Origin of the sequence: Streptomyces sp. NPDC085524 (genome assembly GCF_044541755.1) — a bacterium.
Classification (GTDB): domain Bacteria; phylum Actinomycetota; class Actinomycetes; order Streptomycetales; family Streptomycetaceae; genus Streptomyces.
The window spans coordinates 104,301-129,880 of the sequence record NZ_JBITTH010000009.1 but is presented as its reverse complement, the minus strand read 5'-3'; the positions used below and the strand labels follow the sequence as shown (position 1 = coordinate 129,880).

27 protein-coding genes and 3 pseudogenes are annotated in these 25,580 nt (G+C 71.8%); 10 read left to right on the top strand and 20 right to left on the bottom strand.

Going from position 1 to position 25,580, the window contains the following annotated elements; genetic code table 11:
• The first annotated feature begins 311 nt into the window (after positions 1-311).
• Together ACIGFK_RS16025 and ACIGFK_RS16020 are read left to right on the top strand one after the other, a co-directional pair.
• On the top strand, positions 312-1,568 hold the full coding sequence (locus tag ACIGFK_RS16025) for an SLC13 family permease (protein WP_376654971.1): 1,257 nt from the start codon (positions 312-314) through the stop codon (positions 1,566-1,568).
• A gap of 5 nt (positions 1,569-1,573) precedes the next feature.
• On the top strand, positions 1,574-2,074 hold the full coding sequence (locus ACIGFK_RS16020; RefSeq protein ID WP_376654854.1) for a universal stress protein: 501 nt from the start codon (positions 1,574-1,576) through the stop codon (positions 2,072-2,074).
• A 116-nt stretch (positions 2,075-2,190) separates the two neighbouring features.
• On the opposite strand, the gene aspA is transcribed toward ACIGFK_RS16020, so the two are convergent.
• The 4 genes from aspA to ACIGFK_RS16000 all read right to left on the bottom strand — a co-directional run bounded on the left by aspA (position 2,191) and on the right by ACIGFK_RS16000 (position 6,868).
• Positions 2,191-3,600, bottom strand: coding sequence for an aspartate ammonia-lyase (aspA, locus tag ACIGFK_RS16015; protein ID WP_376654855.1), 1,410 nt, complete (start codon positions 3,598-3,600; stop codon positions 2,191-2,193).
• A 55-nt stretch (positions 3,601-3,655) separates the two neighbouring features.
• On the bottom strand, positions 3,656-4,669 hold the full coding sequence (locus tag ACIGFK_RS16010; RefSeq protein ID WP_400052186.1) for an asparaginase: 1,014 nt from the start codon (positions 4,667-4,669) through the stop codon (positions 3,656-3,658).
• Positions 4,670-4,754: 85 nt separating this feature from the next.
• On the bottom strand, positions 4,755-6,194 hold the full coding sequence (locus ACIGFK_RS16005) for an amino acid permease (RefSeq protein ID WP_376654857.1): 1,440 nt from the start codon (positions 6,192-6,194) through the stop codon (positions 4,755-4,757).
• A complete protein-coding gene (locus ACIGFK_RS16000; RefSeq protein WP_376654972.1) occupies positions 6,191-6,868 on the bottom strand; it encodes a FadR/GntR family transcriptional regulator in 678 nt (225 codons plus the stop codon). The genes ACIGFK_RS16005 and ACIGFK_RS16000 overlap by 4 nt, the downstream gene beginning before the upstream one ends.
• A 466-nt stretch (positions 6,869-7,334) precedes the next feature.
• On the opposite strand from ACIGFK_RS16000, the gene ACIGFK_RS15995 reads away from it, so the two are divergent.
• Positions 7,335-8,600, top strand: a complete 1,266-nt coding sequence (locus ACIGFK_RS15995) for a hypothetical protein (protein ID WP_400052184.1) — start codon at positions 7,335-7,337, stop codon at positions 8,598-8,600.
• 26 nt (positions 8,601-8,626) lie between these two features.
• Here ACIGFK_RS15995 and ACIGFK_RS15990 read toward each other — a convergent pair.
• Together ACIGFK_RS15990 and ACIGFK_RS15985 are read right to left on the bottom strand one after the other, a co-directional pair.
• Positions 8,627-9,539, bottom strand: a pseudogene (locus ACIGFK_RS15990) (sensor histidine kinase).
• A 542-nt stretch (positions 9,540-10,081) separates the two neighbouring features.
• Positions 10,082-10,756: an HSP18 transcriptional regulator gene (locus ACIGFK_RS15985; RefSeq protein ID WP_376654859.1), complete on the bottom strand. Its 675-nt coding sequence runs from the start codon at positions 10,754-10,756 to the stop codon at positions 10,082-10,084.
• Positions 10,757-10,884: 128 nt separating this feature from the next.
• Here ACIGFK_RS15985 and ACIGFK_RS15980 point away from each other — a divergent pair, with 128 nt between their 5' ends.
• From ACIGFK_RS15980 to ACIGFK_RS15970, 3 genes are all read left to right on the top strand, one after another.
• Positions 10,885-11,316: an Hsp20/alpha crystallin family protein gene (locus ACIGFK_RS15980; protein ID WP_376654860.1), complete on the top strand. Its 432-nt coding sequence runs from the start codon at positions 10,885-10,887 to the stop codon at positions 11,314-11,316.
• A gap of 106 nt (positions 11,317-11,422) precedes the next feature.
• Positions 11,423-11,818 (top strand): DUF2267 domain-containing protein, encoded by a 396-nt coding sequence (locus tag ACIGFK_RS15975; RefSeq protein WP_376654861.1) that lies wholly within the window; start codon positions 11,423-11,425, stop codon positions 11,816-11,818.
• A gap of 90 nt (positions 11,819-11,908) precedes the next feature.
• On the top strand, positions 11,909-12,313 hold the full coding sequence (locus ACIGFK_RS15970; protein ID WP_376654862.1) for a DUF2267 domain-containing protein: 405 nt from the start codon (positions 11,909-11,911) through the stop codon (positions 12,311-12,313).
• A gap of 26 nt (positions 12,314-12,339) precedes the next feature.
• Here ACIGFK_RS15970 and ACIGFK_RS15965 read toward each other — a convergent pair whose 3' ends face one another.
• From ACIGFK_RS15965 to ACIGFK_RS15920, 10 genes and pseudogenes are all read right to left on the bottom strand, one after another.
• Entirely contained in the window at positions 12,340-13,215 is an 876-nt protein-coding gene (locus ACIGFK_RS15965) for a potassium channel family protein (RefSeq protein ID WP_376654863.1), read from the bottom strand.
• A 236-nt stretch (positions 13,216-13,451) separates the two neighbouring features.
• Positions 13,452-14,177: a hypothetical protein gene (locus ACIGFK_RS15960; RefSeq protein WP_376654864.1), complete on the bottom strand. Its 726-nt coding sequence runs from the start codon at positions 14,175-14,177 to the stop codon at positions 13,452-13,454.
• A 102-nt stretch (positions 14,178-14,279) separates the two neighbouring features.
• Entirely contained in the window at positions 14,280-14,912 is a 633-nt protein-coding gene (locus ACIGFK_RS15955; protein WP_376654865.1) for a hypothetical protein, read from the bottom strand.
• A 131-nt stretch (positions 14,913-15,043) separates the two neighbouring features.
• Positions 15,044-15,322 (bottom strand): annotated as a pseudogene (locus tag ACIGFK_RS15950) (metal-sensitive transcriptional regulator); the annotation flags it as partial.
• Positions 15,292-15,522 carry a hypothetical protein gene (locus tag ACIGFK_RS15945; RefSeq protein ID WP_376654866.1) on the bottom strand — a complete coding sequence of 77 codons (231 nt, stop codon included), beginning with the start codon at positions 15,520-15,522 and terminating at the stop codon, positions 15,292-15,294. The gene ACIGFK_RS15945 and the pseudogene ACIGFK_RS15950, both read right to left, overlap by 31 nt.
• 38 nt (positions 15,523-15,560) lie before the next feature.
• On the bottom strand, positions 15,561-16,139 hold the full coding sequence (locus ACIGFK_RS15940; protein ID WP_400052181.1) for a hypothetical protein: 579 nt from the start codon (positions 16,137-16,139) through the stop codon (positions 15,561-15,563).
• A 17-nt stretch (positions 16,140-16,156) separates the two neighbouring features.
• Positions 16,157-17,074 carry a zinc metalloprotease HtpX gene (gene htpX, locus ACIGFK_RS15935; protein WP_376654868.1) on the bottom strand — a complete coding sequence of 306 codons (918 nt, stop codon included), beginning with the start codon at positions 17,072-17,074 and terminating at the stop codon, positions 16,157-16,159.
• 5 nt (positions 17,075-17,079) lie between these two features.
• Positions 17,080-17,358: a hypothetical protein gene (locus tag ACIGFK_RS15930; protein ID WP_400052180.1), complete on the bottom strand. Its 279-nt coding sequence runs from the start codon at positions 17,356-17,358 to the stop codon at positions 17,080-17,082.
• Positions 17,355-18,131, bottom strand: a complete 777-nt coding sequence (locus tag ACIGFK_RS15925) for a PspA/IM30 family protein (protein WP_386462816.1) — start codon at positions 18,129-18,131, stop codon at positions 17,355-17,357. The genes ACIGFK_RS15930 and ACIGFK_RS15925 overlap by 4 nt, the downstream gene beginning before the upstream one ends.
• Before the next feature lie 82 nt (positions 18,132-18,213).
• A complete protein-coding gene (locus ACIGFK_RS15920) occupies positions 18,214-18,426 on the bottom strand; it encodes a hypothetical protein (protein WP_386462813.1) in 213 nt (70 codons plus the stop codon).
• Between ACIGFK_RS15920 and ACIGFK_RS15915 the strand changes: the two genes are divergently transcribed.
• Positions 18,418-18,543: a hypothetical protein gene (locus ACIGFK_RS15915; RefSeq protein WP_400052178.1), complete on the top strand. Its 126-nt coding sequence runs from the start codon at positions 18,418-18,420 to the stop codon at positions 18,541-18,543. The two genes, ACIGFK_RS15920 and ACIGFK_RS15915, sit on opposite strands and share 9 nt — an antisense overlap.
• Here ACIGFK_RS15915 and ACIGFK_RS15910 read toward each other — a convergent pair.
• Both ACIGFK_RS15910 and ACIGFK_RS15905 read right to left on the bottom strand, forming a co-directional pair.
• Entirely contained in the window at positions 18,540-19,967 is a 1,428-nt protein-coding gene (locus ACIGFK_RS15910) for an ATP-binding protein (protein ID WP_386462810.1), read from the bottom strand. The genes ACIGFK_RS15915 and ACIGFK_RS15910 overlap by 4 nt on opposite strands.
• Entirely contained in the window at positions 19,964-20,704 is a 741-nt protein-coding gene (locus tag ACIGFK_RS15905; protein ID WP_376654874.1) for a response regulator transcription factor, read from the bottom strand. The genes ACIGFK_RS15910 and ACIGFK_RS15905 overlap by 4 nt, the downstream gene beginning before the upstream one ends.
• 175 nt (positions 20,705-20,879) lie before the next feature.
• Between ACIGFK_RS15905 and ACIGFK_RS15900 the strand changes: the two genes are divergently transcribed.
• Positions 20,880-21,398 carry a DUF2231 domain-containing protein gene (locus tag ACIGFK_RS15900; protein ID WP_376654875.1) on the top strand — a complete coding sequence of 173 codons (519 nt, stop codon included), beginning with the start codon at positions 20,880-20,882 and terminating at the stop codon, positions 21,396-21,398.
• Positions 21,399-21,508: 110 nt separating this feature from the next.
• Positions 21,509-21,847, top strand: a pseudogene (locus tag ACIGFK_RS15895) (response regulator transcription factor); the annotation flags it as partial.
• A gap of 62 nt (positions 21,848-21,909) precedes the next feature.
• Here the strand turns inward: ACIGFK_RS15895 and ACIGFK_RS15890 are convergent.
• Together ACIGFK_RS15890 and ACIGFK_RS15885 are read right to left on the bottom strand one after the other, a co-directional pair.
• Complete coding sequence (locus ACIGFK_RS15890) at positions 21,910-23,640, bottom strand: GAF domain-containing protein (protein ID WP_386462805.1); 1,731 nt, start codon at positions 23,638-23,640, stop codon at positions 21,910-21,912.
• Between the two features lie 137 nt (positions 23,641-23,777).
• On the bottom strand, positions 23,778-24,407 hold the full coding sequence (locus tag ACIGFK_RS15885; RefSeq protein WP_400052175.1) for a universal stress protein: 630 nt from the start codon (positions 24,405-24,407) through the stop codon (positions 23,778-23,780).
• Positions 24,408-24,663: 256 nt separating this feature from the next.
• Here ACIGFK_RS15885 and ACIGFK_RS15880 point away from each other — a divergent pair, with 256 nt between their 5' ends.
• Complete coding sequence (locus tag ACIGFK_RS15880; RefSeq protein ID WP_376654878.1) at positions 24,664-25,539, top strand: universal stress protein; 876 nt, start codon at positions 24,664-24,666, stop codon at positions 25,537-25,539.
• Positions 25,540-25,580 lie beyond the last annotated feature (41 nt).

Here is a 25,580-nt window from a genome sequence, read left to right as displayed (position 1 = left end):
CAGCCATCCGGAGTCGCGGCCTCCGGGTCGGCACGCACGGACAGCAGGTGGGGCCGAGCACACCGGGCTCGCCCAGTGCCGAACCCGAGGCCGTCCAGCGCCGGCGGGCGACCGTCCACGCACACACCGCTCGTGACCGGCCGCGGGCGTGCGCACGAGTCGACACCTGCCGCAGCGCCGGCGCGGAATCGGGCTTCGCGGGTTCGGCGTCCGCGCCGGCCACGGTGGCGACGGTACGCGTGCGGGAGTGCGTGAGGCTGTACAACGAACTCGTCCCTCCGCGCCGGGACCGCACCCGAAAGGCTCCGACCCTGAACTCCTCGCTCGCAGAAGCACTGTCCGTCGTCCTCCTCCTCACCGTCCTGGCCTGCGCGGTGATCAGGCCCTGGGGCTGGCCCGAGGCGGTCGTGGCGGTCCCCGCCGCCGGAGTGGTCATCGCCACGGGAGCGATCTCCCTCGACCACGCCGCGGCCGAGACCGCCAGGCTGGGCCCGGTGATCGGCTTCCTCGCGGCCGTCCTGATCCTGGCCCAGCTGTGCGACGACGAGGGACTCTTCCACGCCTGCGGCGCCTGGATGGCGCGCCGGGCGGAGGGCCGGCCCCGCCGCCTGCTGGTCCTCGTCTTCGTGATGGCCTCCCTCATCACCGCGGTCCTCAGCCTCGACGCCACGGTGGTACTGCTGACTCCGGTGGTCTTCGCCACCGCTGCCCGGCTGGGCGCCCGTGCCAAGCCGCACGTGTACGCCTGCACCCACCTGTCGAACACGGCCTCGCTGCTGCTGCCGGTGTCCAACCTCACCAACCTGCTGGCATTCGCCGCCAGTGGCCTGACCTTCACCCGGTTCGCCGCGTTGATGGCGCTGCCCTGGCTGGCCGCCATCGGGGCCGAGTACGTGGTGATCCGGCGCTTCTTCGCCACCGACCTGGACGCGGGCGCCGACGCCCCGCCCGCCGCCGAGCCGCCCGAACTTCCGCTGTTCGCCCTGCTCACGGTGGTGGGCACGCTGGTGGGCTTCCTGCTGGCCTCGGTGTTGGGCATCGACCCGGCTTGGGCAGCGGCCGCGGGTGCGGCCGTCCTGGCGGCCCGCGCCCTGGCCCGGCGGCGCACCACCCCCGTGGCGATCGTGCGGGCCGCGGCCCTGCCGTTCTGCGTCTTCGTGCTGGCGCTGGGCGTCGTCGTCCGGGCGGTGGTGGACAACGGCCTCGCGGACGCACTGGGCCGCGTGATCCCGGCCGGCTCCGGCCTGGCAGCCCTCCTCGCCGTCGCAGCACTGGCGGCCGTACTCGCGAACGTCATCAACAACCTGCCCGCCGTCCTGGTGCTGCTGCCGCTGACCGCCCCCACCGGCCCGGGCGCGGTCCTGGCCGTGCTCCTCGGCGTGAACATCGGCCCGAACCTCACGTACGCCGGGTCCCTGGCCACGCTGCTGTGGCGGCGTGTCGTGCGCGAACACGGCACTGACGTGCAACTGGGAGAGTTCACCCGGCTCGGCCTGCTGGCCACGCCGGCCGCCCTGCTGCTCTCGGTGGTGGCACTGTGGGTGTCACTCCACACGATCGGAGGCTGAACACGGTGACCGTCATCGTCTGGATCGTCGAGGGCACCTGGCCCGCCTGTGTCGACGCCGCGCGCGCCCACGCGCCCCAGGACGCCGACGTGGTGCTGCTGCACGTGGCCGGCCCCGAGGTGCCGGGCGCCGCGCACGGCGCCTACGCCGGTCTGCTGGGCCGTGCACGCCCCGACCGCGATCCGGGCACACGGGTGGAGCACCTGGCCGCTGCGGCGGGCGAACGGCTCCTGGCCGGTGCGGCCGAGAGGCTGGGACGCCCGTGCACCCGGCAGGAACGCTCGGGCCGTGTCGAACGCGAGGTCGTGGCCGCCGCCGAAGGCGCTGACCTGCTCGTCCTCGCCCGCGACGGCGACCGCACCCACCTCGGACCGCACAGTCTCGGCCCCAGAAGCCGTTTCGTCGTCGACCACGCCCCGTGCCCGGTCCTGCTGGTCTGGCCGGAGACGGCGCCGGGCACGGCCACCGTCCCGCCACCGCCGCCCCACCCTCCGCACCACCGTTAGCCCGGCCGGAACGCGAGGGGGTCCGGCCGGGCATCACGGGACGCTCATCCACCCCATCGGGGCGCCGGTCCGGTGCGGACCCGGCGCCGACGGCCGCCTGGGCGGCGGCCGTCCTGTCAGGCCCCGGCCGCGCCGGTTCCCGCGATCACCTCGGGCCGCAGCAGGGCGGCGAGCGTCTCGGCCGGGAGCAGGCCCCTCTCCAGGACGAGCTCGGCCACGCCCCGGCCACTGGCGAGGGCCTCCTTGGCGATGTCAGTGGCGGCCGTGTACCCGATGTGCGGGTTCAGGGCGGTCACCAGGCCGATGGAGTTCTCGACGGTCGCGCGCAGCATCTCGGTGTTGGCGGTGATGCCGGCCACGCAGCGCTCCGCGAGGGTGAGGCAGGCAGCGCGCAGGTGCGTGATGGACTCCGACAACGAGTGCAGGATGACCGGCTCGAAGGCGTTGAGCTGGAGCTGCCCCGCTTCGGCGGCCATGGTGATGGTGACGTCGTTGCCGATCACCTCGAAGGCGACCTGGTTGACGACCTCGGGGATCACCGGGTTCACCTTGCCGGGCATGATGCTCGAACCCGCCTGGACCGGCGGCAGGTTGATCTCGCCGAGGCCCGCGCGCGGTCCGGAGGACAGCAGGCGCAGGTCGTTGCAGGTCTTGGACAGCTTGACGGCGATACGCTTGAGCACGCCGGACATCTGGACGAACGCACCGCAGTCCTGCGTGGCTTCGATCAGGTTGGCCGCGGTGACCAGCGGCATCCCGGTGATGTCGGCGAGGTGGCGGCGGGCCGATTCGGCGTACCCGGCGGGGGCGTTGAGGCCCGTGCCGATCGCGGTCGCGCCGAGGTTGATCTCGTGGATCAGTTCCAGGGCCTCCGCGAGCCGGCTGCGGTCCTCGTCGAGCATGACCGCGAAGGCGGAGAACTCCTGCCCGAGCGTCATCGGCACGGCGTCCTGCAGCTGGGTGCGGCCCATCTTCAGGACGTCGCGGAACTCGAGGGCCTTGCGGGCGAAGGCCTCCTGGAGGACGGCCATGGCGTCGAGCAGGCCGTGCACCGCGGAGACGGTGGCGATCCGGACGGCGGTGGGGTAGACGTCGTTGGTGGACTGACCGAGGTTGACGTCCTCGTTGGGGTGCAGGTGCCGGTACGCGCCCCTGGCGTGGCCCAGCAGCTCCAACGCCCGGTTGGCGACGACCTCGTTGGCGTTCATGTTGGTCGAGGTGCCGGCGCCGCCCTGGATGACGTCGACGACGAACTGGTCGTGCAGCTTCCCGCCGCGGATCTCCTGGCAGGCGGTGACGATCGCGGCGGCCTTCGCGGGCTCCAGCAGGCCGAGTTCCTCGTTGGCGAGGGCGGCGGCCTCCTTGACGGCGGCGAGGGCGTCGACCAGGTGCGGGTAGGCGGAGATGGGTGTGCCCGTGATCGGGAAGTTCTCGGTGGCGCGTAGGGTGTGGACGCCCCAGTAGGCGTCCACGGGGACCTCGCGGTCTCCGAGCAGGTCGTGTTCGCTGCGGGTGGCGGCGGTCATGGTCGTGCGGTCCTCTTCTGGAGTGGGTGGGGTCAGGGGTCTGGAGCCGGTCGGGTCAGGTGGGGACGGGCACGGAGCTCGGGTCCAGCGCCACCGGCCGGATGCGGCCGACCGGCCGGCCGCCGCCCGTCATCGGCTCGCCCGCGAACCGGGCGAGCAGCCGCGGGTCGACCCCGGCAAGTGCGAGGGCGGCGGCCGCCACCGGGATGCGCGCCCGGTCCGCCCCGTCGGCGATCTTCACCGCGATGGCCCGGCCGTCGGGCAGTGCGGCCACCTGGACGCCCTCGAAGCCGTCCTTCGCCAGCAGCCCGGGCACCGCGCGCATCAGTTCGGCCGTGTCCCGCCCGGTGCCCGAGGCCATCTCCGGGTGGGCGCGCAGCGCGTCCGCGACCCGGCGCTCGGCGGTGTCCGGAGCGGCCGTGGCGATCCTGGCGGCGGCGCGGGCGAGGCCGTGCAGGGAGACCGAGAACAGCGGGGATCCGCAGCCGTCGACGGTGACGTTGGCGATGCGCTGTCCGGTGAGTTCCTCCACGGTCTCGGAGATCGCCCTCTGGAGCGGGTGGGCCGGGTCGAGGTAGGTCTCCAGGGGCCAGCCGGACAGCTTGCACAGGTACAGCATCGCCGCGTGCTTGCCGGAGCAGTTCTGGGCGAGCGGGGAAGGCCCGCGGCCCTCGCGGACCCAGGTGTCCCGTACCCGCGGGGCGTACGGCAGGTCGGGAACGTTGCGCAGGCCGTCCTCGGTGACGCCGGCCAGTTCGAGGATCCGCCGGGTGCCGGTGAGGTGGCGCTCCTCTCCGGAGTGGCTGCCCATCGCGAGGGAGAGGAGGGCGCCGTCGAGGGGCAGCCCGGCCCGCACCATGGCGACGGCCTGGACGGGCTTGAGCGCTGAGCGCGGGTAGCAGGCGGCCTCGATGTCGCCGATGCCCGACCGGACGCCGCCGTCGCCGTCGAGGACGACGACGGAGCCGTAGTGGATTCCCTCGACCATGCCGCCCCGGGTGACGTGGGCGACCGGGGCGTGTCGGGGTTCACGGATCGCGGGGGCGTCCGCGAGGAGAGGGCTGCGCATCACTGCCTCGTTCGGTGGTGGGTTGCTTCGGACCGGTGGCAGGCGGCGGCCCCGCCCTGGCGGGAGGGCGGGGCCGGCCTCCGGCTCAGCCGTCGTTCGTCGCGGCGGCCTGGGCCACGCGGCCGCGGACCGCGTACCAGCCGGCGACCAGCACCGCGGCGATCAGCGGCACGCAGAGCACGGTGGTGCGCGCGGCCCCTCCGTCGGCGTACATGAGGACCAGGACGGAGGCGAGGAAGGCCAGCGTCACGAGTTCGGTCCAGGGAGAGCCGGGCAGGCGGTAGGCGGGGCGGGTCAGTTCACCGTCACGGGTCTTGCGCCAGAAGAGGAGGTGGCAGACCATGATCATCCCCCAGGTGGCGAGGATGCCGATCGCGGCGAGGTTGAGGACGATCTCGAACGCGTCCGCCGGGACCACGAAGTTGAGCCCGACGCCCAGGACGCACATGCCGCTGGTGAGCAGGATGCCGCCGTAGGGCACCTGGGTGCGGCTCAGCCGGGCGGTGAAGCGCGGGGCGGAGCCGTTGACGGCCATCGAGCGCAGGATGCGGCCGGTGGAGTAGAGGCCGGAGTTGAGCGAGGACATGGCGGCGGTGAGGACGACCAGGTTCATCACGTCGCCGGCCGCCGGGACGCCGATGTGGGAGAGCACGGTGACGAACGGGCTCTGGCCGGCGCTGTAGCTGCTCCAGGGCATCAGCATCGACAGCAGGACGACCGAGCCGACGTAGAAGAGGCCCACGCGCCACATGATCGAGTTGATCGCCTTGGGCATGATCTGCTCGGGGTTCTCGGTCTCACCGGCCGTGACGCCGACCAGCTCGACGGAGGCGTAGGCGAAGACGACGCCCTGGATGATCAGCAGCATGGGCAACAGGCCGTTGGGGAAGATCCCGCCGTTGTCGGTGATCAGCGCAGGGCCGGGGACGGTGCCGTCGACGGGGTGCCGGGTCGCCAGGAGGAAGATCGCGATCCCCATGAAGACGACCAGGGCACTGACCTTGACGATGGCGAACCAGAACTCCAGTTCGCCGAAGATCCGCACCGAGATGAGGTTCACGGTCAGGACCACGGCCAGGGCTATGAGGGCGATCACCCACTGCGGGACGTCGGAGAACAGGTGCCAGTAGTGGGTGTAGGTGGCGACGGCGGTGATGTCGGCGATGCCGGTGGTCGCCCAGTTGAGGAAGTACATCCAGCCCGCGGTGTAGGCGCCCTTCTCCCCGAGGAACTCCCGGGCGTAGGAGACGAAGGCGCCGGAGGAGGGCCGGTACAGGACGAGCTCGCCGAGCGCGCGCACGACGAGGAACGCGAAGATCCCGCAGACGGCGTAGGCGACGAACAGGGAGGGTCCGGCGTCGGCGAGGCGTCCGCCGGCGCCGAGGAAGAGCCCGGTGCCTATTGCACCTCCGATGGCGATCATGTTGACGTGCCGGGGTTTCAAGGACTTGCTGTAGCCGGTGTCCCCGGCGTCGACGTGACGGGTCGTGGGGCGCTTCTCGTCTTTGAGGAACTGCTCGCTCACGCCTCGGGTCTGCCTTCCGTAGGTGGGGCCGTGCGCTGCGGGCGCACGATGTCGGTGAGGGTCGTCTCGACCCGCAGGAGGTGGTGGGACATGGCCTCCACCGCGTCGTGCTCGGAACCGTCGACCAGCGCCTCGAGGATCGCCCGGTGCTCGCAGTTGGACTGCTCGCGCCGGCCGCCCAGTTCGTTGAGGAAGGCCGACTGACGCGCCAGTGCGTCGCGGATCTCCTCGATGACGCGGCGGAAGACGGGGTTGCGGGAGGCCTCGGCAACCGCCAGGTGGAAGACGGTGTCCATCGCCACCCACGCGGTCGTGTCGGTCTCCCGCTCCATCCGGTCCAGCAGATGACGCAGATGGTCCAGGTCCTCCGGGGTGCGGCGCAGCGCGGCGTACCCGGCGACCGGGATCTCGACGTGCCGGCGCACCTCCAGCAGGTCGCTGGCGGCGTAGTCGCCGAACGTGGGGTCCTCGACCGTGTTGGCCAGGACGAAGGTGCCCTTGCCGGTCTTGGAGACGGTCAGGCCCATGGCCTGCAGGGCCCTGAGTGCCTCCCGCAGCACGGGCCGGCTGACCTCCAGGGTCCGGCACAACTCCGCTTCGGAGGGGAGCTTGTCACCCACTGCGTACTCACCGCGCTCGATGGCGCTGCGCAGGTGGCCGAAGACCGCTTCCATGGCGCTGACGCGCCGCGGCCCCTGGCCACCTGTCTGGCTGTCTGACAGGTTCACGCTGCGATCTTGCGGCCTGCACCAGAAGGTGTCAAGACATCCGTGTCGGGAAAGCCCGGCCCGGCGAGCTTCGCACCATGCGCACCTTCCGTCCGACGGCCGGAACCGTCCGGCGTTCGCCATGGAAGCGGCAGAAACCGGCTGGAGCGTGCGCCACCTGCGCAATCGACACCCCGCGCGGCGCGCGGCTCGGCCGCTCCCCTCGGCACGCTGGCCCGCGCACCGCCCCGGATCGTGGGGGCCGTGCGCAATACGGCCAACCTTGGCGCCGGCCGGACGCGCGTAGACCTCACCGCCGCGTCAGGATCTCCGGCAGGATCGGCCACCGGTCACAATGGCTGAAAGTTGAACTATCTTGTGGCGTGCGCACTACGTTTGCGGCGATTGGCCCTCCACCGAGAGGAAACCCCTCATGACCGCCGACGACAGCACGCCGGGAACGGCCCGCGTCCTCCCCGGCTACCGCCCCGACGACGCCTTCATGGCCGTGCAGCTGGACCCGCCTCCGGCCGAGTACGTATGGCACGACGAGCACGCCGAGCAGCAGGAACAGCGCTACGGCCCGGGAGCGGGCTACCGCCAGTGGCTGGCAGTGGACGCGGGCGACGGCGCCGTCTGGTTCGGCGACACCGACTGGCGGGCCCCGGCAGAGGACCTCGCCGGCCGGCTCCCCGGCCCTCCCCGCCAGGTGCTTGGCGACGGCGCCGTCCCGGCCCCCGGAATCGTGGTGCAGCTGCTGGACCACCTGACCCATGACGAAGTGCGCGGCTGCTCCTGGCGCTTCTTCACCGCCGAAGAGCTGCACGAACTCGCGCTGCGCATACTGCCCGGTGTGCAGCGGCTCGTGGACTCGATCCACCGGGTCGGGCCGGACGGTGAACTGGAATGGTCGGCTGAGGCCGCCACCGCCTGGGACGACATCGCGCAGGCCGCGACCCACACCTTCGATCCCTCCGGAAGGCTCGTCTCCCCCGGGCTGCGGACCACCCCGACCCCTGGATGGCGCGTAGAGGTCGGCGCGTTCCTCGCCATGAACCCCGACCTGTGCGACCCCTCCTGGGCAGTGGCCACGGACGCGGAACTCGACGCGTACGCCGACTACCGTCCTGACACCGGCTACGGCGGTGTACCGGGACGGATGTGCCGCGCCGGCGACCGCCGGATCGAGGACGGTTTCACCTTCTACGGCCACCGTGCCGCCCTGTACTCCTACCGGGCCCAGGCGTGCGGCGACCGTACGCCGACCGACGCGCGCGTCTGGCTGGAGATGACGGAGGCGGGCAGAGGCACCTGGGAGGCGGCCAAGCCCCTCGGTGCCACGCTCGCCGACGTGTCCGACTGCGTCCTGGCGGCCCTGGCCGAGGGGTTCCAGAACGCCGCGCACGAGGAGGGGCTGGTCCTGACAGGCCTGGACGCCTACCTGCGGCGGCTGCGTGCCGAGGAACGCTCCGCCGTCGATCTGCAGCTCGTCCGCGAAGCCGACGAAGTCGAACGCCTCGAGAACATGCTCAAGGACTTCCGCGCCGCGCGGAACCGCACCGTGACACGGATCCTGGCCTGGTCCGACGGGCGGAGCGACGCGGAGATAGCCCGTCTGGCGTCCATGCCGGACGACCACGTCAGCGGCTGGCGGGCCCGCCTGACCTACGAGGAGACCATCGCCGCGCCCGGATCGTGAAGCCCTTGGTCAAGGGCGGGCCGGGTTCAGGCGGGCCGGGTGGGGGCTCGTAGTTCGGTCCTGTATCCCCCCTGTGGGGTGGGTCCGGTGGTGAGGGTGCCGTGGAGCAGTTCGGCGCGTTCCTTCAGGCCGATGAGGCCGTGCCGGGCGCTGGGCAGGGCAACGGTGGGGCGGGTGGGGGGCGGCGTTGGTGACGGTGACGCCGAAGTGGTGCGCGTCGTGCCACAGGCGTACGTCGGCGCGGGCTCCGGGGGCGTGCTTGCGCACGTTGGTGAGTGCTTCCTGGATCGTGTGGGAGACGGCGCGTCGGGCGGTGGTGCTGATGTCGGCCGGAAGCTGTCCGGTCAGGGTCGTCTCGATGCCGCTGTTGGCGATCAGCTGCTGGAGATCGGCGAGGGTTGGCTGGGGGGCGAGCTCGGTTTCCCTGCCGCCGGAGGCACGCAGCAGGGTGACCATGTGGCGGAGTTCGTCGAGGGTGTCCACGCTCAGGGAGCGGATGGTGCGGGCGGCTTCGCGGGCGTCGGGATCCTTGGCGGCGACCTGCAGGGCGCCGGCCTGTACGGCGATGAGGCCGACCTGGTGGGAGACGACGTCGTGCATCTCGCGGGCCGGCCGGGCCCGTTCACGGGCGAGGACGCTCTGGGCGTGCAGGGCGCGTTCGTGTTCCTTGGCCTCTTCGGGCGCAGCCGGCCAGCAGCGGGCGATTGCGGGTGGACGCGGCCAGCGTGTACAGGGCGGTGATCGGCGCAACCGCGACGTCCATGAATACGGTCATGGGCAGTGTCGGCAGGAAGACGGCAAGCGCCTGCGCAGGAACAGCGCTGCGCTGCCGAGGGCGACGCAAGCCCACACGAGGGGGGTTCCCTCGTCGTAGAGGTTGATCCAGGCGTCGAGCACGGCGAGCGCGACGAGGCCCGCGTCGACGGCCCAAGGGGGCACGCGCTCCGCGGGGCGGCGGGCGTCGGCCCGCACGGGGCCGTGACGCTCGGCTCAGCGGACCAGCCCGGCGAGCGTGTGAACCACGGCTTCGCGGAGGTCAGGGCTGACGACGGCCAGACAGAGGCCGCTCGCCGCCAGCACCATGCCGAGGAACTCCCAGAGCGCGCTCCCGCGCCGCCCGGCGTTCCCACGACCCCCTGCTCAGGCCGGAAGCCGGCTGAAGGTCTCGGGATCCTTCTCGTGCGCACGCCGTGTCATGCCACCAGCCTTGAGGCCCACGCCTCCCCTCGGCCATCCGACGATCGTCGGATGCACCCCGCCAAGTGGCTGGAACCCCAGGTCGGAGCCTCCCTCCTCCGGGTTGCACTCCGGCCCCCGGACGCGGCCTCCACCCCGATGAGGGCACTCCCTGGAACCCGGTCACGGATGGCCGGGACTCCCGCGCCCGCACGAGCCGCCGACATCGGCGCTTGATGGCTCGGGCCGGCCCGGCGCCCGGCCCGGCGGACCCAGAACGGGCGGGAGTGCTCGCCGGCCCGTGTTCAGTTGTTGCGTTGGTCGTGGCTGTCCTGGCGGAGTTGCTCGGTGTGGCGGGTCATGGCGTCGATGCGGTCGGCGAGCTCGGCGTCTTCGGGGCGCTGGAGGTGGGGGCGGCTGTCGGTGAGGGGCTGGACGAGGCGGGCGGCGTCGTTGTCGGCGAGGGCCGTGTTCAGGTCGCCGACTGCACTCTGGGCGGTGGCGGGCAGGCCGGCGAGGGAGGTGACCTGTCCGGCGAGGCGGCGGAGGTCGGCTGCGTTGTCGCGGGCCCAGGTGGTGACGGTGCGTTCGGCGGCGCGTGAGTCGCGGGTTGCCTGGACCCGCTGCTCGCCGGTGCTGCCGGCGGTGCCGGGGCGCAGGCGCAGGTAGCGGCGTTCGGCGGCCTGGCGGCTGGCCACTCCGAGGGGCGCGGCGAGGTCGGCCCAGCTCGCGCCCCGGCCCCGGGCGGTTTCGATGAGGCCGCTCTCCCAGCCGGCGAGCTGCTCACGGATTTCGCGCAGCGCAGTCAGTGCGGCCAGGGCGGTGTGCGGCCCGGGATCGGGGTCCGGCGTGGTGAGGGCCGGCGTCGCGGCTGCGACGGGATGCCGGGCGGCGTCCTTCAGGGCCTGGCCGATGGTCTCCAGTGCTGTGGTCGTGGCGGTGAAGGAAGGGGGTGCGGCCGGCCGGGTGGGATCGTTCATGCTCTCTCCGTCACTAAGTCATCGTTCGGGTGACACCCTGCTTGTCATCGTTCCGATGACATGTTACAACGGGAGCACGTTGAAGCGCATTGGCAGTTTCTGCCTGAACCAACTGGAGGTGTTTCGCGATGTTGATGCGCACCGACCCGTTCCGCGAGATGGACCGGATCGTCCAGCAGCTGTCGGGTACGTCGGGGACCTGGTCGAAGCCGTCCGTCATGCCGATGGACGCCTACCGCGAGGGCGACGCGTACGTGATCGCCTTCGACCTTCCCGGTGTGAGCACCGAGGCGATCGACATCGACGTCGAGCGGAACATGCTGACCGTCAAGGCCGAGCGCCGCCCGGCTGCGAAGGCCGACAGCGTGCAGATGGAACTCTCCGAGCGGCCGCTGGGCGTCTTCTCCCGCCAGGTCATGCTGGCCGACACCCTCGACACCGAGCGCATCGAGGCCGACTACGAGGCGGGCGTCCTCACCCTGCGCATCCCGATCGCCGAGCGCGCCAAGCCCCGCAAGATCAGCATCGGCGAGTCCGGCCGCAAGCAGATCTCCGGCTGAACCACCCGCACCAGCCGGACGCGGAGGGCGGGAAGACCCGATCCCCCTCCGGCACCCGCCCTCCGCCCCCCTGGATCTTCCTCACCCCGTCCCGGAGGTGATGTCGATGTCGATGCGCAGGGAGTCGTTCCTGGCCCGTGTCCAAGAACGCGGCGAGTACCGAACCGCCGAAGAGGCCGAACGGGCCGCCCGCGTCGTCCTGGCCCTGCTGGGAGCACACCTGGTCGGCACCGTGCGGGCCGAGCTGGCCGCCCGGCTCCCCGAGACCTACGCCCTGATCCTCCTGAACCCCCTGCAGGCCGCGGAACCTCTGTCACCGCAGCGGTTCGTCCGCGCGACCGCGGCCTGGATCGAAGGCGCCACCGAGAAGACGGCCCTGTGGGACATCAGCGCGGTCCTGTCCACCGCGGCCGACGCCGCCGGCGACGCCCTCACCCGCGAGATCCTGCTCCAGCTCCCACCCGGCTACGACCTCCTCTTCGGCCACCCCGAACCCACCTGAACACTTACCGGCCCGACGCCGGATCCTTCGCACAGAAAGGCAACCGCAGTCGTGTACGACCAGCCTCGAGCGAACCCGTCCCGGCCCGTCATGACGTTCGACCAGATGCTGGAACGCGTGCGCTACGAGGGCGCCTACCCCACCCGCGAGCGCGCCGCAGAGGCCGTCCACCAGGTCCTGGCCGCCCTCGGCCGCCAGCTCACCGGCGACGAACGCGTCGACCTCGCCCAGCGCCTGCCCTTCGAAGCCGCCCTCACCCTGACCGCCCAGATCCCCGACACCGAACACCTTACCGGCTGGGGCTTCATCAAGGACCTGGCCGCCCGCACCGGCGCCACCCCCGCCACCGCCCGCTGGGACACCGGCGCCGTACTCGCCGTCGTCACACGCCTGGCAGGCCCCGACCTAATCGCCCGCATCCTCACCCAACTCCCCGACGGCTACGCCCTCCTCTTCGGCCAGGCAGAACTGCGCCGGCCCCAGCCCGCCGCCTGACCCGGCCGACGGCACGCCGACATGCATCAACAAGCGGGCTCGGGACGGCCGTGATCGCGGGCGAACTCGCCGAAGACCTGGCGTGTGCTCCCCCTGGTCCGCAGGAACCGGTCGTCCAGGATGACGGCGAGGTCGTCCAGGGCGGCGCGGAGGACGGCTGCCGACATCCTCACGTCGGGATGGCGGGCGACCGATGCCTGGTCCGCCAGATTGACGGCGCCCGTGACCTGGCCTGCGAGCGAGATGTGGTCGTCGCCGTCCTGAAAGTAATAGGACTCGGCATATTGCAGGAAGTCCACGGAGATCACGGACACGTCTGCTGCCAAGCTGTCGAGAATCGCAGCGCCTGCGTCGGCATCCAGCTGCTCCGTGGTCGGACGGGTACGGACGAGGTGTGAGATCCGCAGCGCGAGAGCGCGGCGGCGTGCCAGAGCCGGGAAGATTCCCAGCGTCCAGGCCACCGTCGCGCTCAGCAGGGCGAAGCCGACCAGGGCTTCCATGGGCGCGACGATCCGCAGCCAGCCCACAGCCGGCGCGATGTCACCCAGCCCCAGGGTCGAGATGTGGACCAGGGACACGTAGACCGCATCCGGGAAACCCGCATGATCGGCCGGCTTCAGGCCGGGCGCGTAGGTGAAGGCGTGCGGCATGTGGGGCCAGTAGACGAGGGCCCAGCCCACGACGGTCGTCAAGGCCCATGTGGCGACAACTGCCGCCATGCCGACCGGTGCGGCGAGCCCGGCGGCCCGGTGCCTGGCAGACAGTTTCGACAGGCGCCACAGGGCGGTCATGATCACACGGCTCAGGCCACCGTGGCGCGTAGGGTGCCACAGGGTGTGGAACACGTCCCGCAGAGCGATCAGCACCAGCGCCACACCCAAGACGGTCGTCGCCCAGGTCATCCCGCATCCCTCCTGACTGTCCGGCCTCCAGTAGCTGGGCGGACGTCACGCCGCCCAGCTCCGCCGGGACTGCACACGTCCCTTCGTCCCCACAGGCAGAGGGCGCACCACCGCTGGAAGCCTGCCTACCAGCGGGCCCCGCCGAGGGTACGGCGGCTCGCCGAACAGCCACCCCGGGCGGCAGTCGACGTCGTCCGCGGCCGCGACGCCGACGCAAACGACGGATCCTGACCTGCCTACGCCGACTCCAACTCCCGAACTCGGGCACGGAAGATACGCCACCGGCGCTCGTTGTCATGCACCAGTGTTGCCGACTCCAGCATCAGATCCGCCGCCCGGTCCAGCAGCTCGGAAGCCGAATACAGGTAGGCGGGGGCTTCACGTGCGCCTCGCAGGTCGGCCCGCAGTGCCGCCGGTGCGAAATCGACACGGGCCAGCAGGTCAAGTGCGCGTCGCAGCAGCCGCGAGATCAGAGACTGCAGAGCGGCCGACTGCCAATCATTGGCAATGATCCGGTGCCGCTCCCCCAGCAGGTCGGCCAGCGCGGGGTAGGCGGCCAAGGCCCCCGCAAGGCCCCATGCCTGCTCCATCGCGTTGGCGAGCCAGTCCCCCGTCTGCTCCACATCATCCGCCAGCAGCCCGACTTCACGCCTCATCCTCTGCAGTTCTGCTGGTTCGCCCTCCCCTTCCATGAAAAGGACGCCCGACTCCGCGACGAGTCCTGGAGCATTGAGGTCCTCCGCGCCGGCGAACGCGACCGACGGGGCTTGCTCGCGTACTCCGACCACGCTCCAGCGGTCAGCCAGCGCCTTCAGCACCCGGGACCGCTCCTGCAGATCGCCGGCCTGCTGCAAAGGTGCCTGCGAGTAATACTCCTCGTGCTGGCGGTGGAACCGCGCGAGGTTGTCGATCAACCGCAGCAGCGACTCAGGAGGGCTGAGCTGCGCCTCGTCCTCGGCCATGCCAATAGTGTGCAGCAGACTGCACGAAATGCCCCGCTGGCGCGAGCCACGCGTGCGGCCCCTCGCACCATCCCCGCGGGGACGAGCACGGACAGGGCTGTGTCACGCGCGCGTAGTGACCCGTTCGCGCAGGTTATGGAACTGGCGGGTCTGCATGATGAAGTGAGCGGGCTCCCAGAACAGCAGGTCAGCGGACCGGGTGAACGGCCGTGGCCGGCTTCGGCCTCGTCCCCGGACCACGAGGCGGGTTTGGCCTCCGGGAGCCGGCCCGAGGTGAAAGCCCCACAACGAATCGACGTACGCCCTGGGCAGGGGTTCGGACCGGATGTCGAAGCTCCGGCCGGAACGCAGCTCCACGTCTGAGCGGAGCACCAGGGTTCGGTCCGGTACGAGGAGGGCCACGGTGAACCAGGAGTGGCCACTGGACACCGCATTGAGACGTTGCCCCTCCTCCAGGCTCTGCCAGTCGGGGACGATACGGCGTGCGCTCGGCCGTCCGCCGTTGTCCAGCCGGTCCCAGCTGTACCAGCCGCCGCGATTACAGCCCATCTGGACCAGCCAGGGCCAGACTTCTTCGGGAGGCGCGGGCAGCGTCGTCGCCATGATCGACGAGCTGCCGGCATCGGGGATGAGGTCGTCACCTGGGTAGGTGCGCGCGACTTCGTCGGGGGTAGCGCCCCAGGTCAGCAGCCGTGGCCGTACGAGCAGTACGTAACCGGCCAGTGCGCAAGTCACCGTACCGAATGAAGTCAGCCCACGTTTGAGACCATTCCTGCCCATACGTTCGAGCGTCGCTCTCGCGGCTCGGCGCGGCAACTGCAGTACGCCTCGGCTCCTGGTCAGCCACTCGCCCGTCGAAGCGCTCACTAGCGGGGCGCATCGGCGCGCCCACCAGGTCGTGGACGTCCGGGTCGGTCAGCGGCGCCGGCCGGGCGCCGTGGTCGGCGAGCACCTCGGGCGCCGTCGGGGAGCAGGAAGGACAGGTGCTCGTCGGGGTGGCCGGGGTGGCACTGGCGCATGCCGCTCGCGACGATCTTGAAGCCAGCCCGGTCGAGGGCACGGGAGACTGCCGCGAGCTGCGTGACGACGTCCTTGCAGTCACGACCGGCCTCGATCATGGCGATGACGCCCGCGAGCTGTCCCTCAGGAGCTGCATCAGGGTGCTCTGGCCGGAGCTGCCTTCTCCGACCAGGCCGACCACCTCACCGGCCGTCGGTTCGAGGTCCGCTCCGCGCAGCACCGGAGCCGGCCGACGGCCCGGGCGGAAGCTGTGCCGGTACGTCTTCGTCAGGCCCGTGCCGGCCGGCACCGCCGCCGGAGCGTGCGGCCCGTCGGCTCCTGTCACGTGCCGCTTCCCGGGCTCGGATGACGCCGTCGGCCCTTTCACAGGCCGGGGGCTCCCCACAGCGGGAACCAGCGGCCCAGCTCTTCCTCGATGCGCAGGTCGTCCTTGATCACGGCCTTGACCTGGAGTTCCAGGGGGTTGTCGCGTCTCTCGCCGGACTGTGGCGCGAAGGGGTAGAAGGTGCCGCGCTTGTAGAGGTAGACGAGGGCGAGGGGGCGCAGCTCGGCGTCGCGGAAAGAGACCAGGGAGCACAGGAGCTGCGGGCCGAAGCCGCTGTCCTGCAACGCGGTGTTGACCGCGTGCAGGTCCCCCACCAGCGCGGGCAGGTCGTCCGGGGCACGGCGGGAGAGCAGCCATGAATAGCCGTAACCGTCACGGCTGAACTCCACCGGTGCGCCGCCGCGTTCGGAGTCCGCCTCCAGCAGGGCCCGTACCTCTTGCTGTACCCGGGTGAAGGCGCCGCCCTCGATCGAGGCGAAGCAGACCGAGCCGGCTCCGGTCGGTGTGAAGCCGATGGCCGCCTGGAGGGTGATGGCCGCCGAGGGCAGGCCGAAAAGCTGGTCCAGGTCGGGTCTGACCGGCTTGGACCGCCCGAGCAGCGTGTCCCAGAAACCCATGGGGCCTCAGCTCCCTCTTACGGTGTCCCGCCGCCTGGTCCACCCAGCTCGGCTGCGATCTCGGCGAGGGCCTCGAGCCGGCGTTCCAGGCTCGGGTGGGTGGAGAACAGGTTCGCCACCGCCGTGCCGGGACCGAGGGCCGGGGCGAAGAAGAAGGCGTTGAACGCCTGGGCGGTACGCAGGTCCTCGGTGGGGATGCGTGCGATGTCGCCGCTGACCTTGGTCAGTGCCGAGGCCAGCACGGACGGCTTGGCGGTCAGCATGGCCGCCGCCCGGTCGGCGGCCAGTTCGCGATAGCGGGACAGGGCCCGGATGAGCAGGAAACTGACGGCGTACACGAGGGCGGAGACCGCCATGACGGCGATGAATGCGACGGCGGTGTTCTGGTCACGCTGGTCGCGTCCGCCGAACATCTGGGAGTAGAAGGCGAAGCGGACGACGAGTCCGGCGATGACGCCCAGGAAGGAGGCGATGGTGATCACCGCGACGTCGCGGTGGGCGACGTGGGAGAGTTCGTGGGCGAGGACGCCTTCGAGTTCCTCGGTTTCCAGGCGGCGCATGAGGCCGGTGGTCACGCAGACCACGGCGTGGTCGGCGTTGCGCCCGGTCGCGAACGCGTTGGGCAGGTCCATGTGCGAGACGGCAACCTGCGGCTTGGGCATGTCGGCCGTGGCGCACAGCCGGTCGATGACCCCGTGCAGCTCGGGCTGCTCCTCTGCCGTGACGATCTGCCCTCGCATCGCGTACAGGGCGATCCGGTCCGAGTACCAGAACTGGACCCCCAGCAGTGCGGCGGCGATGACGACGACCAGGACGGTCGACTTGAGCAGCACGATCAACGTGGCGATGAACGCCACGTACACCAGCCCCAGCAGGAACATCGTGACCGCCATGCGGACGGTCAGCTGCCGGTCGGGCTCGAAACGGCTGCGCATGGCCGTCACCCCGGAATCAGGCCCTCGCCGGAGAGCAGTTCGCGCACCTGCGCCAAGCTGGTGCCCATGTCCGGCACCACGAGGTCGGACGGGGTGATGGTGTCGTCCGGCAAAGACGCGCCGAATGTGCGAACAGCGTCCAGCAAGGCCGAGAGGGCGCTCGCGAAGGCGGTCTCGTCGTCCGCGTCGACGGCAGCCTGAAGAGTGGAGTCCAGCTCGTTGAGCTTGCCCAGGTGCTCGTCGGCGATCTCGTACTGGCCTTCGCCGAGGATCCGCATGATCATGACGTCGCCTCCCGGTCCGGCTGGTCCTTCGACGCAGCGGGGCCCTCCACCGCGGGCGGGGCGGAGGAGGCGGGCAGCTGCGCCTTCATCCGGGCCAGCTCCGCCTCCACCTCGCCACCCCCGCTCACCCGGTCCAGTTCGGCCTGGATGGCGTCACGCCCGGCCGGCAGGGTGGCGTCCTCCAGCGCACCGGAGGCGATCAGCTCGTCCAGCGCGCCGGCACGAGCCTGGAGTTGCTCGGTCTTGTCCTGGGCGCGCTGCATGGCCAGGCCCACATCGCCCATCTCCTCACCGATGCCCGTGACGGCCTCGGTGATACGGGTCTGGGCCTCGGCAGCCGTGTAGCTTGCCTTGATCGTCTCCTTGCGGGTGCGGAACGCGTCCACCCTCGTCTCGAGCCGCTGTGCGGCCAGGGTCAGCTTCTCCTCCTGCTCCCGCAGCGAGGTCAGCTGGCCCTCCAGGTCGGTGATCTGCGCAGCGACCCCCGTATGGCGCGTCAGCGCCTCCCGGGCGAGGTCCTCCCGCCCCGCCGCGAGGGCCTGCTGTGCCTGCGTCCGGAGCTTCCGCGTGGCCTGCTGCAACTGGGTCACCTGGAGTTCGACGCGCTTACGGCTGGTCGCGACGTCGGCAACCCCGCGCCGTACCCGCTGCAGCATCTGAAGCTGCTGCTCATAGGAGTAGTCGAGGACCTCGCGGGGATCCTCCGCCCGGTCCAGCGCTGTGTTCGCCTTGGTCCGGAAGAGTGTGGCGATGCGGTTGGCGATGCTGGTCATGGGGACTGCCTTTCCTCTGGTCACGCGCGTGACGCGAGGGATCGGACAGCTCCGCCGTCGGCGAAGCCTCCTCCGCCGCAGGTCACACGGCAGACCCCGCGTCTTCCATTCTCCGGCGTCCGGCCTTGCCCGGCAGCACCAGGACCGGGAACACCAGGGTCGGGACGGTCGGCCACTGGAGCAGGAAGCCGGTCATGAGCAGAAGCAGGCCGTCGTACTGGGGGTGGCGCACCCGCGCGTACGGTCCCGAGGTGGCGAGCCGGTCGTGCTGGGCAGCTTCGTGCAGGTGCTTCACGGGGTCCGGGTACGGGACCGTGCCCTGGCACCCCTGCTCGCGCGGGCGATCCGCGCGGTCGAGGGGGTCGTGGACGTCCGGACGGAGCTGGACAGCACCGTCGACGCACCCGTTTAGGCGAGAGGGAGTGTCAGGCGGAACCGGGTGTGCCCGGGGCGGCTGGTGACGGTGGCGGTTCCGCCGTGTGCCGCGGCGACGGCGTGGACGATCGCGAGGCCGAGGCCGGTGCTGCCGGTCGCCCGGGAGCGGGAGTGGTCGGCCCGGACGAAGCGGCCGAAGACCTCGGGCTGGAGTTCGTCGGGGATGCCGGGCCCGTCGTCCGTTACGGTCACGGTCACCCTTCCCGGTCCGGTAGCGAGCGTGACGGTCACCTCGGTGCCGGGCGGGGTGTGCGTGCGGGCGTTGGCGAGGAGGTTGCCGACGGCCTGCTGGAGACCGCGGGCGTCGCCGGTGACGACGACCGGTTCTTCGGGGAGGTCGAGACGCCAGTGGTGGCCCGGGCCGGCGGCCCGGGCGTCGGCCGTCGCGTCGAGGATGAGCAGGGTGAGGTCGACCGCCGCGCGTTCGAGCGGCCGCCCGGCGTCCAGCCGGGCGAGCAGGAGGAGGTCGTCGACGAGCGAGGTCATGCGCTGCGACTCCGCCTCGATGCGTTCCAGGGCGTGCCGGACGTCGCCGGGTACGGGGCCCCGGTGGCGCAGGGCGAGTTCGGCGTGGCCTCGGATGTTCGCGACCGGGGTGCGCAGTTCGTGGCTGGCGTCGGCGGCGAAGTGGCGCAGGCGCTCCTCGCTGGCGTGACGGCGGCCGAGGGCGTCCTCGACGTGGCCGAGCATGCGGTTGAGGGCGCTGCCGACCTGGCCGACCTCCGTGCGCGGGTCGGTGTCGGGCAGCGGGCTCGGCATGGCGACCTCGCCGCTCGCAAGGGGCAGCTCCGCAACCTCCGCGGCCCGGGCGGTGACCCGGCGCAGCGGTCTCAGGGAGATCCGTACCCAGGCGGCGGCCGCGATGCCGGTGAGCGCCAGGGCCGTGCCGAACAGGGCGGCCTCGACCGCCTCGACGCGGTGGACGGTCTCTTCCAGCGGATGCAGGGGCAGTCCGGTCACCAGGACGTCCCCGTCGTCGCCCCGTACGGCCGTGACGCGGTAGCGGCCGGGGCCGGAGAGGCGGAGGGAGTGTCCGCGGCCGTCGACGGGGGTGCGGGCGAGGGCGCGGCGGTCGTCGGGGGTGAGGATCAGGGTGCGGTCGGCCGCGTCGTCGACGACGGCGGCCTGGGTGACGGCGCCGTTCAGGAGGCGTGCGCCGAAGGTCCCGTCAGCCTGACCACGGGTGTCGGGGCGGTTGTCGGCGTCGGGTACGGCCTCGTGCTCCAGGCTGGCGGCGAACCTGCCCTGGGACGCGGTGAGCTGCTCGTCCAGCCGTCCGGTCAGGAACCCGCGCAGGGCCACGGCGGTGGTGAAGCCGACAGCCAGGCAGGCCAGAGCGAGGAGCGCGACCAGCCCGGCGGTGAGCTGGCCGCGCAGGGTGCGGGGCGCAAGGCGTCTCACGGGGTGCCGCCCGGCTTCAGCACGTACCCGAGGCCGCGGACCGTGTGGATCATCGGGGGCCGCCCGGCGTCGATCTTCTTGCGCAGGTAGCTGATGTAGAGCTCGACGACGTGCGCGCGCCCGCCGAAGTCGTAGGCCCACACCCGGTCCAGGATCTGGGCCTTGGACAACACCCGGCGCGGGTTGCGCATCAGGAAGCGCAACAGCTCGAACTCGGTCCGCGACAGGCCGATCACGATCCCGCCGCGGGTGACCTCCCGCGCTTCCTCGTCCATGCTGAGGTCACCGACGGTCAGCCGGTGCACCCCGTCGGACTCGGCGAGCATCCCGGCCCGCCGCAGCAGGCCGCGCAGCCGGGCCAGGACCTCCTCCAGGCTGTACGGCTTGGTGACGTAGTCGTCTCCGCCGGCCGTGATACCGGCGATCCGGTCCTCGACGGCGTCCCGCGCGGTCAGGAAGAGCACGCCCACCCGGGGTGCGTCCCGCCGCAGGGCACGGAGCACCTGCACGCCGTCGAGGTCGGGCAGCATCCGGTCCAGGACCACGGCGTCGGGCCGGAAGTCCAGGCCGGCCGCGACCGCTGCGGCGCCGTCCGCCGCCGTACGGACCTCCCAGCCCTCGGCCGTCAGCGCGCAGGCGAGGACGTCGGTCACGTCGGGCTCGTCGTCGACGACGAGGATCCGGACCGGTTCGCCGTCCGGGCGGCGCAGGGGCGATGTCGTGCGGGGCTCTTCCATGGCCCCTCCAGCATCTCCCGGCGCGTGCCCCGGCCGGGCACGGCCCCACCTTTGAGTTTCCTCTGAGTCGCCGCCCAGTGCGTGTGCGGGGCCGTTTTCAGAAGGTACGCAGAGGTTCGGCTGTGAGGCTGCCGCCCGAACCCCGCCCGCTCACCGCATCCTCCGAAGGAGCACCATGGGACTCGGCCTGATCAACGGTCTCCCCGCCCACATCCTCCTGGTGCACGTCGTCGTGGTCCTGGCCCCCCTGGCCGCCCTCGCCCTGATCGTGTGCACCTGCTTCCCCCGCGCCGCCCACCGGGCCGGTCCCGCGCTGCCGGCCCTCGCGCTGGCGGTCCTGGTCAGCGTGCCGCTGACGACGCAGGCGGGCGAGTGGCTGGAGCACCACATCGAGCGCGATCCGCTGATCCGCCGCCACGCCGAGCTCGGCGACGGGCTCCTGCCCTGGGTCCTGGCCCTCTTCGTCCTGGCCACGGCCGTCTGGTGGGTGCAGCGGCGCGCCTCCGCCACCCCGCCGGCCCCGGCGGCGGCCCGGTGGGCCCGGTCCACGCCGCTGCGCGCGGTGGCGGTCGTGCTGGCTCTGCTGATCGGTGCGGGCACGGTCGTGCAGGTCTGCCGGATCGGCGACTCCGGCGCACGCGCCGCCTGGCACGACGGCTTCTCCGCCACCGCCCACCCGGGGCCGCGCCGGTAGGGGCCGGGCCGACGCCGACGGGCGGAGCGCGCCCCGTCTCGGCGTCCGCCGCCGGACCCGGGATAGCCCGGATGAGAGCGCACAACCCGGACCGAACCAGGGGCGCGACCATGTCCGACGATCCGAATGCCGCACGCGAGGCGCCGATCAAGGTGTTCCTCCTCGACGACCACGAGGTGGTACCGGCGCGGACTGAGGGACCTCCTGGACGCCTAACCGGACATCATCGTGGTGGGTGAGGCGGGCACGGCCGAGCAGGCGCCGGCCCGCGGGCCGGCGCTGCGGCCGGACGTCGCCGTGCTGGACGTGCGGCTGCCCGACGGCGACGGCATCATCGTCTGCCGGGAGCTACGGTCCCACATGCCGGGCCGGCCTGCCTGATGCCGACGCCGTTCGACGACGAGGACGCACTGCCGGCCGCGATCATGGCGGGCGCGTCGCGCTACGTGCCGGCCACCAGCGCCGGACGGTCCCACCACCGCCCCGACCGGCCCTGGTGCCGGGCCGCCGTTCACGGCGTCGAGGGAGCCAGCGGTACTTGCCATTCCAGGCGGGTGCCGTGCTCGCCGGGGCCCGGGGAGGCGACGGTCATCCGCCCGCCCAGCTTCTGCGCGCGCTCGCTCAGGTTGCGCAGGCCACTGCGTCGGCCGCCCTCGGGCATGCCGGTGCCGTCATCCGTCACCGCGACGGTGAGGACTCCGTCCGCGGCGGTGATCAGGACCTCCGCGCGGGCGGCCGCAGCGTGACGGCCGACGTTGGTGAGTGCTTCGCCGAGTACGGCCAAGGCCTCGTCGGCGACGGCCGGCGGGACGTCGGTGTCGATGAGGCCTTCCATCCGCAGGGCCGGGGCGAAGCCGAGACCGGCCGCTGCCTCGTCCAGGGTCTGGACGGCGCGGGCACGGAGCTTGGAGCCCATGGCCGGGGTTTCGTGCTCACGCAGTCCGAAGATGGTGGAGCGGATGATCTTGATGGTGGCGTCGAGGTCGTCGACGGCGCGGGCGAGCCGTTCGGAGGCTTCGGGGTGGTCGACGAAGCGCCGGGCGCTCTGCAGGGTCATGCCTGTGGCGAAGAGGCGCTGGATGGCGAGGTCGTGGAGGTCGCGGGCAATGCGGTCGTGGTCCTCCAGCATGCTCATCTGCTCGGCGTCGCGCCGCCGGTCCGCCAGCTCCAGGGCCAGGGCCGCCTGGCCGGCGAAGCCAGGGAGCGCTGCGACCTCCGAGGGCGCGAACACGGGACGCGCTTGCCGGCGGGCGAGCATCAGGACGCCGCTGAGCTTCTCCTTCGTGCCGACCGTGACGGCGACGGCGGGGCCGAAGCCCTTCCAGCGTTCGGACTGCGCGGTGACCCGCCCGTCCGTCGCGATGTCCGTCACCGTGATCAGGCCATCGCGGGCGAGCGCCGCCTCGGCCAGGGTGCCGCGGGTGCTGGGCAGGACGATCCCCCGGTGTGCTTCGGCGCCTTCCCCGAGGGCCAGGGAGCCGCGCAGCTCGCCGCCGGGACCCAGGAGGTAGAAGACGCCCATGTCGGCACCGGTGATGTCCTTGGCGCGCTCCAGCATGCCCTGGAGGACCTCGTCCTGAGGGGTTCCGGACAGCAGGGCGCTGGTGATGTCCGCGCTGGCCTCGAGCCAGCGCTCGCGCAGGCGCACCTCCTCGAAGAGGCGGGCGTTCTCGATGGCAATACCGGCGGCCACCGCGAGGGTGGACAGCACGGCCTCGTCCTCCGGGTCGAAGCCGGCGCGGCCTCGCTTCTCGGTGAGGTAGAGGTTGCCGAAGACCTCTTCGCGGACCCGGATGGGCACGCCGAGGAAGGAGTGCATCGGCGGGTGGTGGTCCGGGAAGCCGTACGAGGCGGGGTGCTCGGACAGCTCCGGCAGGCGCAGGGCCTGGGGGTAGCGGATGAGCTCGCCAAGGATGCCGTGGCCGGACGGCAGGTCGCCGATCTGGGCACGGAGTTCGTCGCTGATGCCGACGGGCAGGAATTCGGCGAGCTTCTTGTCGTCGCCGATCACGCCGAGGGCGCCGTACTCCGCGTCCACGAGAACGACCGCGGCCTCGACGATGCCCCGCAGCACCTGGGGCAGATCCAGTTCCCGGCCGACGGACATGACGGCTTCCAGGAGGCCGTTGAGCCGGTCGCGGGCCCCGCGTACCTCCTCGATCCGTACCTGGAGCTCGTCGAGGAGCTCGTCCAGGCGCAGCCGGGGCAGGCCCGGTTCGGCAGGCCGGTCGCCTGCGCTCATGTCCACCTCCGGCCGGTGGCAGCGGTGAGGGGGTCGGCGGCCCTTCTCCATGGTAGTCCCGGCAGGAGGTGGGCGCTCCGCTCAGTGGTGCGCGGTGTGGTGCAGGTGGCGGACGTGGGCGTCGGGACCGAACGCTGTCAAGACGCCGCGCTCCGGTCGAAGTCCCGGTGGTCCTGCATGCCGGTCATGTCACGGGCCTGCTCCCGGGTGGCGGTCGATGACGTGCTCCCGAAGTCGCTGCCGAACCTGCGAACGAGCAGGACCGGGCACTGGGCGTGGTGCAGCAGGCTGCGCGTAGCCCGCCCGAGGCAGGGCCGGAGTCCGAGCGGGGTGGGGGCCCGGCGGCCGCCCATGACCAGCAGGTCGGCGTGGCGGGACGCCTCGACGAGAACGCCGGCCACGGAGATGCCCTTCTCCGCATCGTTCTCGACGGTCAGGTCGGGGAACTCCGCGCAGGTCGTGTCCGTGAGGGCGAGCAGTGTTTCCACGTGCCGGCCGGCGACCTCGTCCACACCGTCGGCATGGGTACCACGTTGCCGACGGACCGGAGCATGAGCGAGTTGAAGCCGCCCAGGCCCCCGGTTTCCCACGACGACCGTGCCGTGCAGGCCTCCGGCCCGGTGCAGGCCGGCGACGGTGTCGGCGCTGTCGTCCAGGAGTTCCCGGCCCGCGGCACGGAGCCTCTCGATGGTCTCCGCCGACAGGTACAGGGCCCGGCCGTCGGTGTCGGCACCGTGGACGATGCGCAGGGGGCGGCCGCGGCGCACGGCCTCGCCCGCAGCAGTCCAGCCGGGGCCCAGTGCCGCGCTCGTCGACGCGAGACCATGGGGACGTGCCCTCTGTGCGCCGCGGGAGCCGGCGGAAGGCCTACCGAGTTCTGTCGGACGCCGGACGGCCGACTGGCCGCCTGACGTGACCGACCCCGGTCGATCAGTCCCGGACCTCTCGCCCCGCACCGGAGACGGGCCGTCAGTCTGGAGTGAGCGGGACAAGAGCCGATCCACGACGAAGGAGATGGAGACCATGGCGAACCGAGTGACCGTCGGCCTCGACGGGTCCCCGGAAAGTGCGGCGGCTGCCCGCTGGGCAGCCCATGAGGCGGAGCTTCGCGGCGCCTCCCTGGACCTGGTCCACGCCGAGGAATGGCTGGAGAATCCTCCCCTTCCGGTCACCACCACCGAGGGACGCCGGCAGTGGGCTGAAGCCGTCCTCCGCGACACGGCGGAGGAAACACACAGGGCACATCCGTCGCTGAAGATCGATACCCGCCGAGTGGGCGGGCTGCCCGCCCTGGCCCTCACCCGCGCCGCCGAGGACTCCGACATGCTCGTGCTCGGCTCGCGCGCACTCGGTGGCATCAGGGGGTTTCTCGTCGGATCCACCGGCGCCTCCACCATCATCGAGGCAGTGCGGCCCGTCGTGCTGGTCCGGTCCGTGGACCACACGGGCAATCCGCCGGACGGTACCCGCGACCGAGGACCCGTCGTGGTCGGCGTGGACATCCACCAGCCCTGTGACAAGCTGCTCGCCTTCGCCTTCGAGGAGGCCGCCCACCGCCGCTGCCCGCTCGTGATCATCCACGGCTGGTCGCCACCGCCCATCCTCAGCTACGCGCCGACTCTTGACCCCGGGGTCCAGCAGGAAATGGCCCACGGCATCACCACCGCACTGGACGAGATGATCAGCCCCTGGCACGAGAAGTACCCTGCACTGCAGGTCGACTCCCGGGCCACGGTGGGCCAGTCGGCGATTCAGATCCTCGACGCGGCTTCCGCCGCCGCCCTTGTCGTCGTCGGCCGCCGTATCCGCCACTCCGCCTTCGGCACTCACATCGGCCCCGTCACACACGCCGTGATGCACCATGCGGTCGCGCCGGTCGCCGTCGTCGCCCACGAATGAACCGCACGGCGCAGGCAGGCGAGTCTCACGAACGCACCGTT

Coding starts and splice junctions, on each gene's coding strand:
- aspA (WP_376654855.1), bottom strand. CDS start 3,600: ATGACCGCCGCCACCCGCAGCGAACACGACCTGCTCGGAGACCGCGAG.
- ACIGFK_RS16010 (WP_400052186.1), bottom strand. CDS start 4,669: ATGCGCAGCCCTCTCCTCGCGGACGCCCCCGCGATCCGTGAACCCCGA.
- ACIGFK_RS16000 (WP_376654972.1), bottom strand. CDS start 6,868: ATGGAAGCGGTCTTCGGCCACCTGCGCAGCGCCATCGAGCGCGGTGAG.
- ACIGFK_RS15995 (WP_400052184.1), top strand. CDS start 7,335: ATGACCGCCGACGACAGCACGCCGGGAACGGCCCGCGTCCTCCCCGGC.
- ACIGFK_RS15985 (WP_376654859.1), bottom strand. CDS start 10,756: ATGAACGATCCCACCCGGCCGGCCGCACCCCCTTCCTTCACCGCCACG.
- ACIGFK_RS15980 (WP_376654860.1), top strand. CDS start 10,885: ATGTTGATGCGCACCGACCCGTTCCGCGAGATGGACCGGATCGTCCAG.
- ACIGFK_RS15975 (WP_376654861.1), top strand. CDS start 11,423: ATGTCGATGCGCAGGGAGTCGTTCCTGGCCCGTGTCCAAGAACGCGGC.
- ACIGFK_RS15970 (WP_376654862.1), top strand. CDS start 11,909: ATGACGTTCGACCAGATGCTGGAACGCGTGCGCTACGAGGGCGCCTAC.
- ACIGFK_RS15965 (WP_376654863.1), bottom strand. CDS start 13,215: ATGACCTGGGCGACGACCGTCTTGGGTGTGGCGCTGGTGCTGATCGCT.
- ACIGFK_RS15960 (WP_376654864.1), bottom strand. CDS start 14,177: ATGGCCGAGGACGAGGCGCAGCTCAGCCCTCCTGAGTCGCTGCTGCGG.
- ACIGFK_RS15940 (WP_400052181.1), bottom strand. CDS start 16,139: ATGGGTTTCTGGGACACGCTGCTCGGGCGGTCCAAGCCGGTCAGACCC.
- htpX (WP_376654868.1), bottom strand. CDS start 17,074: ATGCGCAGCCGTTTCGAGCCCGACCGGCAGCTGACCGTCCGCATGGCG.
- ACIGFK_RS15930 (WP_400052180.1), bottom strand. CDS start 17,358: ATGATCATGCGGATCCTCGGCGAAGGCCAGTACGAGATCGCCGACGAG.
- ACIGFK_RS15925 (WP_386462816.1), bottom strand. CDS start 18,131: ATGACCAGCATCGCCAACCGCATCGCCACACTCTTCCGGACCAAGGCG.
- ACIGFK_RS15905 (WP_376654874.1), bottom strand. CDS start 20,704: ATGGAAGAGCCCCGCACGACATCGCCCCTGCGCCGCCCGGACGGCGAA.
- ACIGFK_RS15900 (WP_376654875.1), top strand. CDS start 20,880: ATGGGACTCGGCCTGATCAACGGTCTCCCCGCCCACATCCTCCTGGTG.
- ACIGFK_RS15890 (WP_386462805.1), bottom strand. CDS start 23,640: ATGAGCGCAGGCGACCGGCCTGCCGAACCGGGCCTGCCCCGGCTGCGC.
- ACIGFK_RS15880 (WP_376654878.1), top strand. CDS start 24,664: ATGGCGAACCGAGTGACCGTCGGCCTCGACGGGTCCCCGGAAAGTGCG.